Raw genomic sequence first — 13,094 nt, forward strand, 5'->3', positions numbered from 1 at the left:
AATGTAAACAAGGAATGCTTACTTGCGGCGTATCTGCACTGCAGCACTCTTCTTTGTATCGGATGTAAAACGCACTTCAAAGCGTTTGTCTCCATCTCTTACAATTAACACACCTGTGTTGGGTGGAACTGTTCCTTGGTTTTCTGCAAACAGTGTAAGCACAATACCATTGTTGCCCGATGGGATGGCGATTATTTGTTTCAATCCGGTGGCTGTTAATGCAACTTTATTTAACAGAACGGAATTGTTGGAAAAAACAGACACACTGTCGCCGTCAATCAAACCATCATCATACAGTTCAATAAAGATGGAATCAGAAGATGTTTCAATTATCTGTACAATATTCTTTAAACGTGAAGCAAGTTTCATCGAATCTTCATTGAGCGGCCTTGTTTTTTTTGTTTCATCCGTTGACTCAATTACTTTTTTCTGTTCCAGTATTTTTATCAGTCCTGATTTAGATGGGTCTTCTTCTTTTTGCAAAAACGTTTTTCCTTCTTCTACAAACAATTGTGTGGTTCGTTTATTGGCTTGTTTCCATTCGCCTGTTACTTCCTGTTGACCGGCATTTAAAAAAAGAATATGACTTTGCAATACACCACCATCACCCGGAGGATTTTGATAGATCGTTTTCTTTTCTGTTACTACAAAATAATCATCGAACACATTGCCGGTTACTTCGCAAACGGCGTAGTACTGACCATCAATTAATGTGGAATACGAATAACCGGTTAGTTTGTTACCGTCCTGGAAAAGTAACAGTTCATATTTGTAAGAAGCTGATTGTTGTAATGGATGATTGCTTGTAAACCTGCCACGCCACAGTCCTGCTACCGATTGAGCAGAGGAGATTAATGTACTAAAGAGAAAGCAAACCAGCAGTATCCTTTTCATAGTACAAAGAAAACAATTCAACTTGAATCAGAATTGTTATTCTTTTCGTCGAATAACGATCGATGAACTTTTGTTAAGTGTTGAACTGAAGTTTACCTGGTAACGCTGATCGTTGGTGGTGAGAACGAGTAAACCGGTATTTGGCGGAATAGATCCGAGGTTTTCAGCGAAGAGTGTAAGTTGTACAACCTCACCCGGTCTGATGGCAATTGTGTGTTTAAAGGCCTGTGCCCTTAAACCAACTTTAGCAAGCACCATTTCATTATTCAGGAACACACTTACTGTATCACCATCAATTTCACCATTATCATACAATGACAATACAACACTATCGCCTGTTACTTCCAATGCTTCAATAATTTCAGTTGTACGTTTAATGATCATTGGATTATTGATCACCGGTGGCTTGCCGGAAGCAACCGGTTGATTATTCTTATCTTCTTTCGTGATTTGTCCGATCGATGTAATACCTGCTTCTGTTTGCTGTTGTTGAACAGGAGGGTTTGTTACAACAGGAGTTACAGGTTTTGTTTCAGGTTTGTTGGCAGCAGTTGTTGTTGGTTGTTGCTTTGGTTGATTGACTGCAACGGATGTATTATTTTTTACCGAATCTTTTGATGGTACAGTGGTTGGTTTGTTCGGTGTGTTAGTAACCGGTCTGCTATTGTTTGAAGGTTGATTGGTTTGTTGTTTGGGCTGGTTAACAGCTACATCTGTTTTTTGTACGTTGCTCTTTTGTTGATTAGCAGCTGCAGTAGTATTGCTTTGTATTGAATCTTTTGACTGTACAGTTGTTGGTTTACCCGTTGTGTTAGCAGCGGGTTGATTATTGTTTGCTGGTTGATTGGTTTGTTGCTTTGGTTTATTAACTGCTAGATCTGTTTTCTGTATGTTTGATTGCTGTTGAACACTTGTTGTGTTAGGAGAAGTTTGAATCGAATCTTTTTTTGCAACAGGTTTACCTGCTGTATTCTTTGTGGTTTGATTGTTTTGTTGTTTTGGTTGATTGACTGCTACATCGGTTTTTTGAACGTTCGTCTGTTGTTGGTTCGCAGCAATACTTGTATTGGTTTGTGCTGAGTCTTTTGCTGTTGGTAGTTTTACAGGTTGATTGCTTGTTGTTGGCTGATTGATTTGTTGTGTCGGTTCGGTTTTAGCAACATCTGTTTTTGCAGGCTGTTCTTTCTTTGTTTCAGGTGTTGTAATCGGGGCAGACACAAGTACAGGTTGCGGTTTTGTTTTTTCTTCAAACAGCATTTCGGTTGCCAGCTGCTTGTCTTCCAAACGATTGTATAGTTGCGTTGCAAGATAATTTTGTTCTCTCCGTACAGCAATGGAACCGGTAATTGGTAAATATTTTTTTGTACGGCTTGTGCTCCATTCGCCGGGCATTACCGAAACAGTATCATGATCGGTTTGTATCTTAAAGAACATAACGGTCTTTACACCACTTGTTCTTTCTTTGAAGTTATTGGAAACCGATTTTTCATCTTCTACGATTAGTACGCTATCGGCAACACGGGCAGTCACTTTTACCAGATTGTAATACAACACATCTTCAACAATAAACAGCCGGTGGCAATACCCCATCAGCTTTCCGTTTTTTTCTTTAAGTGTGAGTTCAAAATCGATTGTGTATTTAGGACTGTCAACTTCCATTTTTCCTTTGTACACACCGGTTACCACCTGCGATGTAGCTGTGAATAAGAAAAAAGAAAAAAGAGTGAGTAGTAAAAAGTTTTTCATGCTGTCTGTGTTTCGCTACAGTTCTTTTTGCGGAACCTGCAGCTGTAAAAGTTGTTTCGTATTGGATTGGTCAACGGTTTTACAGGGTATTTTGTATAATAACGCTTCCAGGTTCTCTCTATTATGCAGCCCCTTGGAATACCACTTGTCGTAATAGGTAAGTAAGATACGAAAACAATCTTCGGTCCTGTCCTCAATCAAAGCATTCACCGCTTCTTTGGTTTCGAGGCCGCCCAGTCTTTTTTTGATACGGATCACAGCATTTACGAGGCGTTCCTTCTCTAATTTGCCATATTCCAGCACAATATGCTTCAACCGTTCTTCGAAAGGAATGTCTACAAAGTACACTTCCGTCTGCCGCATTTGTTTCCAGATGTTGATGGGGATATTTACGTCGCCAATACGCTGACTTTCATCTTCCAGCCAAATAGGCTTATTGCTGATTGAAGCTGCGGAAAGCGCCAACGCCAGTTTATTTTCAAACTGTTCTTGTGAAGGCTGTGCCGGCATTCCGATATTGCCAAAAGCGGAGCCTTTGTGGTGTGCGAGACCTTCAAGGTTGATGGTAGTTTCACCTTGTTTTTGCAGATCCTCCAGCAAATATGTTTTGCCGCTGCCCGTGTAACCTCCAAGAATACGGAACTGATATTGTTTTTCAAATTGGCTTAACCCCCATTTCCGAAAGGATTTATAGCCCCCCGCCAACGTGTACACTTTAAAACCATATAGATCGAGCAGCCACGCCACCGCTCCGCTGCGCATACCGCCACGCCAACAATGAACGAGCAGCGTCTTGTTCAATGAGGCATCTTTGCCGATTGTCTTTTGCCAATTGTTTATTATTCCTTCTGCTTCCTCCACCATTTTCCGCATCTTCACTCCAAAATAGTCAAGACCGAATTTGATGGCTTGTTCTCTGCTTTGTTGTTTGTAAGCAGTACCTACCACTTTACGTTCTTCATCGCTAAACAAAGGAAATGAAATTGCATTGGGGAGATGGGCATGTTTGTATTCGCCCGGACTACGAACGTCAAGAACAGCATATTGTACTGACAACTTTAAGAATTCTTCGATATCAACTTTCGTAACAGCCATTGCTAGTCTTCCTCTGGTTTGATTTTTTCATTGCTTCGTAAGGAGAGAAGATACCCTTTTCTGGTTTTCAGGATTCCTTTCTTATCAAACGTTTTATTGTTGTTTATTACTGTAATGCCACAATATTCTTTTTCATCTTCTGAATTCCAGGTTTCATATATCTCATACTGAGCTTCATTATTATGAAACGAAAGAAATGCATAATTCATTGCAGCGTTTTGTTTGCCTCCGCCACGGCTATATCCTTTGAATCGAAACTTTTGCCAAGAGGTTGAGTCTAAAGTTTCCGGATAGACTAACTCAATGTTTGTTTTTGTTCCAAACCGGTAAGCAATATACTTTTCATTTTTTTCCATACAGACAGAAACCCATTTTTTATTCTGTAGTTGAAAAGCAAAGATTACTTTTTCATTTTCGCCACAAAGTTCAGCTGTTAGCTGTGAAAAAGTTGTGATTGTATTAAAGGATAAAAGAAGGAATAATATAATTTCTTTCAAGTTTGATGGTTGTATAGTGGTAATATAATTTATCTGTTTCTGCGTGCTGCAACAATGGAAATAAGCCACAGTACAATCGACAAGCTGAAAAATACAATGGTCACTTGTTTGGCTTTCAGAAACAATTGCAGATCACTTGTCATAAACCAGGCATAGCACATAATAAGAAATGCAAGAAAACCAATGGCTCTGCAAATATTTCCAATTGTATAAATCATGTACAAATAAAAAAGTCCTGCTTCTGAAAGCAGGACTGTATCGTTTAATTTTCTTTGATCTCGATGTTTACTTCTTTTCCCTTCTTCTCCACGTTGAGCTTTCCACCATCGCCGGTTTTTATTTCCACTTTGCCATCTTTCCCTTCAATCTTGATCCCGTCTTTAGAATTGATCTTGATACTCGCTGAATCATCTCCTTGAATTGAAATGCCTTCTTTACTGATTTTTATTTCACCAGAGTCGCCACTGATCTCAATGTTGGTTTCGCTTGTTTCTTTTTCGTTGTCAGATTGCTGTGTGTTGTCGCAACTGAATAATGAAAGAAGTAACAGCGATGTGATAAGTTGTTTCATACTGTAAAGTTTTTAAAACGATTAACCATTCATACTGATGAGGAATTCATTGTTGTCTTTTGTGCCACGCATATGTTGTAACAACGTATTGATGGCTTCTTCCGGATTCATATCGCTCATGTGTTTACGTAACACCCACATACGTTTCGAAGTATCCTTGTCGAGCAACAGATCATCACGGCGTGTACTTGAACCAACGATGTCAATTGCAGGGAACACACGACGGTTGGCAAGCTTACGGTCAAGTGCCAATTCCATGTTACCGGTTCCTTTAAATTCTTCAAAGATCACCTCATCCATTTTACTACCTGTATCAACAAGTGCAGTTGCAATGATGGTTAACGATCCGCCGTTTTCAATTTTACGTGCAGCACCAAAAAACTGTTTTGGTTTCTGCATGGCGTTTGCTTCCACACCACCACTTAATACTTTACCACTTGATGGTGCTACTGTATTATGTGCACGGGCCAAACGTGTAATTGAATCTAACAGAATTACAACATCATGTCCGCACTCAACCAAACGCTTAGCTTTCTGTAAAGCGATGGTACTTACTTTCACGTGTTTCTCTGCAGGTTCATCAAACGTGCTGGCGATCACTTCTGCTTTTACACTACGTTCCATATCTGTTACCTCTTCCGGACGCTCATCAACCAGCACAATCATCAAATAACATTCCGGATGATTTTCTGCAATGGCATTGGCCAGTTCTTTTAACAACATGGTTTTACCCGTTTTTGGCTGGGCAACGATCAAACCACGTTGTCCCTTACCAATTGGCGTAAACAGATCCATGATACGGGTACTGTAATTATTCGAAGTAGTAGTAAGATTTAATTTTTCATACGGGAACAATGGTGTGAGATAATCAAACGGTACACGGTCACGCACTTCGTCGGGGCGCTTTCCATTGATCGTATCTACTTTTAATAAAGCGAAATATTTCTCACCTTCTTTTGGCGGACGTACCGATCCATAAACTGTATCACCTGTTTTTAAGCCAAACAGTTTGATCTGTGATGGAGATACATATACATCATCCGGACTTGACAAATAGTTGTAATCACTGCTTCGCAGGAAACCATATCCATCAGGCATCATTTCTAATACACCTTCGCCCTGGATGATCCCATCAAATTCGATATTGAATGCCTGTTCACGTTTATTATTTTGAAACGGACGTTGCTGTTGTTGTTGTGAAGGACGCTGTTCATTCGGTTGCGGATTCTCCGCTTCCTGGTTCGACTCTTGTAAGAGTTCACCCAACTCCATTTCCGGAGGACCGGCAACGAAATCATCTTCACCGGGCAACGTAAAACCGGGAGGAATAATTGGCTGTGGTTTTTCAACCACTTTTTTGATTGGTTTTTTGGCAGCTGCTGCAACAGGTGCAGGCGCTTCCTCTTTTTTCTTTTTCACTTTTGGTGCTGTTGTTTCCAGATCACCACTTTCTACTACGGCTTCTTCAGTGCCTGAAGCAGTGGTCGTTTTGATAATACGCTTGCGTTTGCCTTTTTCATCGGCACCTTTGTTTTCACTTGCCATAACCGCCTGTTTATCGAGAATTTTATAAATAAGTTCTTGTTTGTCCATTTTCTTGGAACCTGTAAGTTTTAGTTGCTCAGCAATATCAAGCAACTCAGGAACGAGCATGTCGTTCAATTGGAGGATGTCGTACATAAAAAATTTAGTTCATTAACACGGGTGGGTAAATCGTTAGACTTGTTTTAATCTGAAAGTATGTGTTGCTAAAGTTTAAGGGAACTTGGAGCGACCGAATTTGATGAGCTTGATGAAGTCGGATTTTAAATATCGGTCAGATTCCACTGCAATGTTACGGTAAATTTGGAAAAAGCAAAAAAAAACGTATGGCGGGCATTTATCATGGTTTTACCTTTCTCAGGATGGTTCAGTAAAATACAAGCTTTCTGATAGTGGAGTAATTATCTTTGCCGCTCAAAATTTCAGTGTTTATGTTCAACAAACGGATCAAGATCAAGGAATTGCTTAGTTGGGAACCAAAGGAGCAAGAGATAACTGTCATGGGTTGGGTGCGTACATTTCGAAATAACCAGTTCATTGCTTTGAATGATGGAAGCACCAATAACAATCTGCAGGTAGTATTGGAACTGGGGAAGTTTGATGAAGAACAACTGAAACGAATCACGACTTCCGCTTCGTTGAAAGTCACCGGAACGTTGTTGCCCTCATTAGGGAAGGGTCAAAAGCTGGAACTGAAAGCTGCTACCATTGAAATACTGGGCGATAGTGATGCTGAGAAATATCCATTGCAACCCAAAAAACATAGTCTTGAATTTTTGCGTGAGATCGCTCACCTACGTTTTCGCACCAACACGTTTGGTTCCGTGTTTCGTCTGCGTCATGCATTGGCATTTGCAGTACATAAGTTTTATAACGAGAAAGGATTTGTTTATCTCCACACACCCATTGTTACAGCCAGCGATGCGGAAGGTGCCGGCGAAATGTTTCGGGTGTCAACACTGCCGTTTGATAATCCTCCCCGCAATGAAGATGGAAGCATCAACTTTAAAGAAGATTTTTTTGGAAGAGCTACTAACCTCACTGTAAGCGGACAGTTGGAAGGTGAATTAGGGGCAACTGCATTTGGTGAGATCTATACATTCGGTCCAACCTTCCGTGCAGAGAACTCAAACACGGCACGACATTTAGCTGAGTTCTGGATGATTGAACCGGAAATGGCGTTTTGTGATTTAGAAGATAATATGAACCTCGCAGAAGAGTTCATCAAATACATCATTCGCTATGCAATGGAAAATAACCGGGAAGACCTGGAGTTTCTTGCACAACGATTAGCAGATGAAGAGAAACAACTCCCGCAAGACAAACGTAGTGAAATGGGATTGATTGAAAAACTCGAGTTCGTACTCAACAACGATTTTGAACGCATCACCTATACACAGGCGATTGAAATTCTACTACAATCACCAGCGTACAAAAAGAAAAAGTTTCAGTACGATGTAAAGTGGGGTATTGATATGCAGAGTGAACATGAGCGTTACCTTGTTGAAAAGCATTTCAAAAAACCAGTGATTGTTACGAATTATCCCGCAGCAATTAAAGCGTTTTATATGCGTCAGGACGATGGTTGCGAACCCGGAAAGGAAACAGTTGCAGCGATGGATATACTGGCACCGGGCATTGGTGAAATTGTAGGTGGTTCACAACGGGAAGAACGGATGGAGAAACTGGAACAGCGGATGAAAGAAATGCATGTGCCCGCTGAAGAACTCTGGTGGTATTTGGATACAAGGCGTTTCGGTTCAGTACCACATGCCGGTTTTGGACTTGGTTTTGAGCGTATGGTGCAATTTGTAACAGGGATGGGAAATATCCGTGACGTAATTGCTTTCCCCCGCACTCCGAAGAACTGCGAGTTTTAAGCAACAAGCAGCAAAGAATTTCGTTTTAGTATCTTTAAGCAAAACCTCAACCATGCAAAAAAGCCTTTTTATTTGTACAATCCTGTTCATTGTTTTGTCGGCCGGTAATTGTAAAAAGCCGGGTAACGATAACCCTCCGGCAGCCGAAAGTACATATCAGCCATTGACCGTTGGCAGCGAATGGAACTATACGGTGACGGGGAGCAATGCAGGAGCATTTAAAGTAACCATCCTCAATCGAGATACAACAGTTAACGGAAAAACCTATAGCGTAGCCAGCAACAGTGCAGGCCCGAATGAATACTATGCAAAATTTTCCAGCGATTATCTTAGGTTTAATAAGTTTCCTGAACTCAACAACCAGCTTATCGAGTTACTGTATTTGAAAGATAATCTTGCGAAAGGGCAAACGTGGACAGAAACAAAAACGATTAATGCAACAATTACTGGTCTGGGTACGGTACCAGTTACAGCAACATTGGTATTTACGATTGCAGAAAAGGGAATTGATCATGTAGTTAACGGTGTTACATTTAAGGATGTAATAAAAGTGACGGTTGTTCCTTCTTTTACAGCCTTTGGAGCAGGTGTTCCGGTTGATTCACACGACCTGCAATATTTCTACGCAAAAAATATAGGATTGATCTACAGCAAGGCCAGTATTGTCATCAGCTTTGCTGCTATAAATTCCAGCTCAGAAACAAAACTGGGTGCTTATACCATTAAATAGTTTTATTTCTTTTGTTGCAAATATGAACTGATTCGCTGTGAAAGGTTTTCTCTTACAGAATAATAGAAGAGATTGAAATCGCCTGCATGATAATTCTTTGTTTTCAAAAACATACCAAAAGGAAACTTTGGCTTGTTGATCCACAGCGCACCGTTAACAATACGGGCACCGTTTGTATGCCGGTATGGTTTATTGAATTTAAATAAAACAGCTCCTTTATTTTCTTTTCTTGAAATGGCAGAATCCGATAATGACCAACTCAACGGATTTACGACCCAGCTGTTTCCTTTTTCCCGCTCAATATAATCCGGTAAATAGCCTTCACGAAATGTACGCCAGGTTACAAAGCACTGCGTATCTGTTGGATCGGTACATGGAGTGAGTTCTGTAAAATAATTTTTCGGTACAGTTAAGCCAACAATGTACGCACACACTAATTGTTCCTTCAACAGTTTGTTTTCAAAAAATTCTTCTAGTAGTCGGCCTGCATGCAATGTTCCCTGGCTATGCGAAGCAATAATGATCGGCCGGTTTTTATTGTGATTTTGAAGATAATAGAGAAAAGCTGCTTTTACATCAGCATAGGCCAATTCCATAGCAGCGTTGGCGTTCGTTGTATCGGTTGAAAAGAATGAATAGATATGTGCCTGCCGGTAACGGGGCGCATATACGTTTGCACTTCCGTTAAACAAGCTGGCTTGGTACAAAATGGAAGTATAGTCGGTTTTTGCATTAATGTCGGCATCATTGATTGCAGCGTTCCAAACAATTCCCTGCAGATTTTTTGCGGTGAGTGTAGTGGGGTGAATAAAGAATACGTCGGCCAGTTGTTCAGTTTTTTGATTTCGTAAGGGTTTGGGAATACTGTCCGACGGGTCCTGCTTGAGGGGATGTGCAGCCCAAAAGCGAAGATCAGCATAGTTTGGAAGACTATCTGCAGCCTTCAGCTCACGTGCATAGTTGCTGGTATGAGTGTGATATGATGATGAGCAACTGGCAAGCAGAACACTAATAAAAAGGAGGCTCCAGAAAAAACCTTTCGTTGATTCAATCAATTTTGTAATTTTTGCAAGTCAAACCTACTATAATTGAATCGAATAGAGTACTAATAAAACGTGATAGTTATGACAATTCCAGTTGTTGATCTTGCAGAGTTTACCAGTGGTGACGTAGTTTTAAAACAAAAATTTGTAAATGAATTGGGCCGTGCTTATGAAGAGGTTGGTTTTGTAGCGGTAAAAAATCATGGTGTTCCAGATGATTTAATAGCCGATCTGTATAAATATGTACAGCAGTTCTTTTCATTGCCACTTGAAAAAAAGAGAGAGTATGAAATTCCTGATCTGGCAGGACAACGTGGTTATACATCGTTTGGAAAAGAACATGCGAAAGGAAGTGATGCACCGGATCTGAAAGAGTTTTTTCAATATGGACAAAAAGCCGAAGGTGAGGAATATATACCGGAGGAGTATCCGGATAATGTTCAAGTGAACGAGATTTCTGCATTCAACCCAACGTTTCACGAGTCGTATCGAGCATTTGAGGAGTCGGGTAAAAAACTGTTACAGGCCATTGCACTGTATCTTGGACTTGATGAGTTTTATTTTGATCAATGGGTGCGTAACGGGAATTCGATTCTTCGTGCTATTCATTATCCTCCCATTACCAATGAGCCGAAAAGTGCGATACGTGCCGAACAACATGAAGATATTAATTTGATCACACTGTTAGTTGGTGCTTCCGCTGATGGTTTGCAAATTCTTACAAAACAAAATGAATGGGTAGGCGTTACTTCATTGCCGGAACAAATAGTAGTGAACGTAGGTGATATGTTGCAACGGCTTACCAATAACAAATTACGCTCAACCACACACCGTGTTGTAAATCCTCCACGTGAGTTATGGCACACGTCCCGCTTTTCAATTCCATTCTTTTTGCACCCGAAAGGAAATATGTCCTTAGCATGTTTGGATAGTTGTATTGATGAAACAAATCAAAAACATTATCCGGATGCAACAGCAGGTGAATATTTGGATGAACGCTTGCGTGAAATTGGTTTAAAAAAATAGACAGCGAAACAACTTAAAACGCATCACCTGAAATTTATCCGGCACATTCCTTTTTTAAAAGCTGTATTGCTTTACACGCTCACTGCATTCGGTGGGCCGCAAGGGCATATTGGAATGCTGATGAAAATATTTGTAAAGCGACGCAGAGATTTAACGGAGCAGGAGTTGACCGATCTCATCTCGTTCTGTCAGTTGCTTCCTGGTGCAAGTTCTACACAAACCATTACACTTATCGGTTATAAACGGGGAGGCTTACCACTTGCATTGGTTACACTCATTGTGTGGGTGTTACCTGCTTGTTTAATAATGGGTGGGCTTTCGTTCTTTGTACATTTTCTTGACAAAAAAGCACTGCACACGGATATTTTCAAATTCTTACAACCGATGGCCGTTGGCTTTCTGATCTATGCTGCATGGAGTACTTACAAAACAGCTGTGAATAATCAGATCACCCGTGTCATCATGGTAGTGGCGGCTGTAGCCGTTTATTTATTTTTTAAAACGCCTTGGGTGTTTCCCATCATTCTTATTGCTGCAGGTGTTGTTACAAATTTTAATAAGAAACGTATTCCGCAAAAAGAAATACCTCGCCGAAAAGTAAAATGGACCAATATCTGGATGTTTGCTTTTGTATTTATTGTTGCCGGTTTTTTGAGTGAAACTGCAAGAAAGCAACAATGGGAAAACCGGCGTGCTTTTAATTTATTTGAAAATTTTTATCGTTTTGGAAGTTTGGTTTTTGGAGGTGGACAGGTATTAGTGCCAATGATGTATGAGCAGTTTGTAATTCGGGAGAAAACGCAATACATGACGGGAGAAGAATTATTAACTGGTGCGGGTTTTGTGCAAGGAGTGCCGGGTCCTGTTTTTTCAATGGCATCTTATGCGGGTGGCATGGCCATGCGTGATTTGGGGAAAGAGCAACAGGTGCTTGGAATTATCATCGGAGCCGTCGCAATTTTTTTACCGAGTCTGTTATTGGTGTTATTCTTTTTTCCGATCTGGAATAATCTAAAAAAGTATGCAGTTGTATACCGATCGTTGGAGGGGATCAATGCTGCAACGGTAGGTCTAATGGCAGCTTCTGCCTTTTATGTAGCAAGAGATATTTCCATTCTTGATATGAAGGCGATCAGTTATCTTAATCTGATGGTTATTTTTTCAACAACAGTTTTGTTGACAACTACAAAAATTCCGCCACCGGTAATTGCATTTGTTTGTCTGCTACTCGGCTGGATTTTTTAGTTTGTAATATCCAGCACTTTCAATTTCATCACACACAATATCGGGAACAAGATAACGGATCGATTTGCCTTGTTGAATTAACTCACGGATATGTGTAGCCGAAATTTCTAACAGAGGCGCCTGCAACACTGTTAGTTGTTTTACATTCGGTTGAACGGCGGGGAAGCCGGGTCTTGTATAAACATGAATCGGATAATTATTCATGATCGTTTCTGCATTCTTCCATTTATCAAGATTTTGCAAACTGTCACTTCCCATTATGATCGTGAACCGGTGTTGAGGATATTTTTCCTCCAGGTAGGCAAGGGTGGTAGTTGTGTAAGATGGCTTGGGTAAACGGAATTCAATATCAACAGCTTTCATCGCTGCTGTTTTTTGAATAGCAAGATTTACCAGATGAAGCCGGTCATATTCGTTCAAGAGATGTTTTTGCTGTTTAAACGGATTTTGTGGAGATATGATAAACCAAACCTGGGCAAGATCGGTCTCGTTCAGGATATGCTGTGCAATGATCAGGTGCCCGTTGTGAATTGGATTAAAGGAGCCAAAATAAAGTCCTATTTTCATTAATTAATTGAAATACAATTAGTTAGGAGTGTTTACAAGTATGCTTCTTGCTTCTTCAATGCGTAGGCTTAATTGATAACCTGCCACTTTAATGCTGATCGGATCGCCCAGTGGTGCCAGCATTTCTACCAATACTTCTTCGCCCGGAACACAACCCATTTCCATCAGTTTTAAAAAGATCTCATCATTTTCAAATGAATGAATCACCCCTTTCTGTCCCGGTTCTAACTCAGATAATCTTTTCATATTCAATTGCAA

The 13,094-nt window shown here is 40.4% G+C and carries 14 protein-coding genes; 4 read left to right on the forward strand and 10 right to left on the reverse strand.

Features of this window, described 5'->3' with window-relative positions; all coding sequences use genetic code 11:
* Positions 1 to 18: 18 nt before the first annotated feature.
* The 7 genes from WG989_RS05550 to rho are packed head-to-tail and all read right to left on the reverse strand — an operon-like array spanning position 19 to position 6,483.
* Positions 19 to 894: a hypothetical protein gene (locus WG989_RS05550; protein WP_340427914.1), complete on the reverse strand. Its 876-nt coding sequence runs from the start codon at positions 892 to 894 to the stop codon at positions 19 to 21.
* A 36-nt stretch (positions 895 to 930) separates the two neighbouring features.
* Positions 931 to 2,640 carry a hypothetical protein gene (locus WG989_RS05555; RefSeq protein WP_340427915.1) on the reverse strand — a complete coding sequence of 570 codons (1,710 nt, stop codon included), beginning with the start codon at positions 2,638 to 2,640 and terminating at the stop codon, positions 931 to 933.
* 15 nt (positions 2,641 to 2,655) lie between these two features.
* On the reverse strand, positions 2,656 to 3,735 hold the full coding sequence (gene mnmH, locus WG989_RS05560) for a tRNA 2-selenouridine(34) synthase MnmH (protein WP_340427916.1): 1,080 nt from the start codon (positions 3,733 to 3,735) through the stop codon (positions 2,656 to 2,658).
* 2 nt (positions 3,736 to 3,737) lie between these two features.
* Positions 3,738 to 4,232 (reverse strand): hypothetical protein, encoded by a 495-nt coding sequence (locus tag WG989_RS05565; protein ID WP_340427917.1) that lies wholly within the window; start codon positions 4,230 to 4,232, stop codon positions 3,738 to 3,740.
* Positions 4,233 to 4,261: 29 nt separating this feature from the next.
* Complete coding sequence (locus WG989_RS05570) at positions 4,262 to 4,450, reverse strand: hypothetical protein (protein ID WP_340427918.1); 189 nt, start codon at positions 4,448 to 4,450, stop codon at positions 4,262 to 4,264.
* Between the two features lie 44 nt (positions 4,451 to 4,494).
* Positions 4,495 to 4,803 carry a hypothetical protein gene (locus WG989_RS05575; protein ID WP_340427919.1) on the reverse strand — a complete coding sequence of 103 codons (309 nt, stop codon included), beginning with the start codon at positions 4,801 to 4,803 and terminating at the stop codon, positions 4,495 to 4,497.
* 21 nt (positions 4,804 to 4,824) lie between these two features.
* Positions 4,825 to 6,483, reverse strand: a complete 1,659-nt coding sequence (rho, locus tag WG989_RS05580; RefSeq protein WP_340427920.1) for a transcription termination factor Rho — start codon at positions 6,481 to 6,483, stop codon at positions 4,825 to 4,827.
* A 293-nt stretch (positions 6,484 to 6,776) separates the two neighbouring features.
* Here rho and asnS point away from each other — a divergent pair, with 293 nt between their 5' ends.
* On the forward strand, positions 6,777 to 8,225 hold the full coding sequence (gene asnS / locus WG989_RS05585) for an asparagine--tRNA ligase (protein WP_340427922.1): 1,449 nt from the start codon (positions 6,777 to 6,779) through the stop codon (positions 8,223 to 8,225).
* Between the two features lie 52 nt (positions 8,226 to 8,277).
* Positions 8,278 to 8,955, forward strand: coding sequence for a hypothetical protein (locus WG989_RS05590; protein ID WP_340427924.1), 678 nt, complete (start codon positions 8,278 to 8,280; stop codon positions 8,953 to 8,955).
* A 2-nt stretch (positions 8,956 to 8,957) separates the two neighbouring features.
* Here WG989_RS05590 and WG989_RS05595 read toward each other — a convergent pair whose 3' ends face one another.
* Positions 8,958 to 10,010, reverse strand: a complete 1,053-nt coding sequence (locus WG989_RS05595; RefSeq protein ID WP_340427926.1) for a DUF3089 domain-containing protein — start codon at positions 10,008 to 10,010, stop codon at positions 8,958 to 8,960.
* A gap of 69 nt (positions 10,011 to 10,079) precedes the next feature.
* On the opposite strand from WG989_RS05595, the gene WG989_RS05600 reads away from it, so the two are divergent.
* The gene (locus WG989_RS05600) at positions 10,080 to 11,024 is read left to right on the forward strand and encodes an isopenicillin N synthase family dioxygenase (protein ID WP_340427928.1); all 945 of its coding nucleotides are present in this window, start codon (positions 10,080 to 10,082) and stop codon (positions 11,022 to 11,024) included.
* A gap of 66 nt (positions 11,025 to 11,090) precedes the next feature.
* Positions 11,091 to 12,269 (forward strand): chromate efflux transporter, encoded by a 1,179-nt coding sequence (gene chrA / locus WG989_RS05605; protein WP_340427930.1) that lies wholly within the window; start codon positions 11,091 to 11,093, stop codon positions 12,267 to 12,269.
* On the opposite strand, the gene nadD is transcribed toward chrA, so the two are convergent.
* Both nadD and WG989_RS05615 read right to left on the reverse strand, forming a co-directional pair.
* Positions 12,249 to 12,836, reverse strand: a complete 588-nt coding sequence (nadD, locus tag WG989_RS05610) for a nicotinate (nicotinamide) nucleotide adenylyltransferase (protein WP_340427932.1) — start codon at positions 12,834 to 12,836, stop codon at positions 12,249 to 12,251. The two genes, chrA and nadD, sit on opposite strands and share 21 nt — an antisense overlap.
* Before the next feature lie 18 nt (positions 12,837 to 12,854).
* Entirely contained in the window at positions 12,855 to 13,082 is a 228-nt protein-coding gene (locus tag WG989_RS05615; RefSeq protein ID WP_340427934.1) for a FeoA family protein, read from the reverse strand.
* Between the last annotated feature and the right edge of the window lie 12 nt (positions 13,083 to 13,094).

This window comes from Lacibacter sp. H407 (assembly GCF_037892605.1).
Lineage (GTDB): Bacteria > Bacteroidota > Bacteroidia > Chitinophagales > Chitinophagaceae > Lacibacter.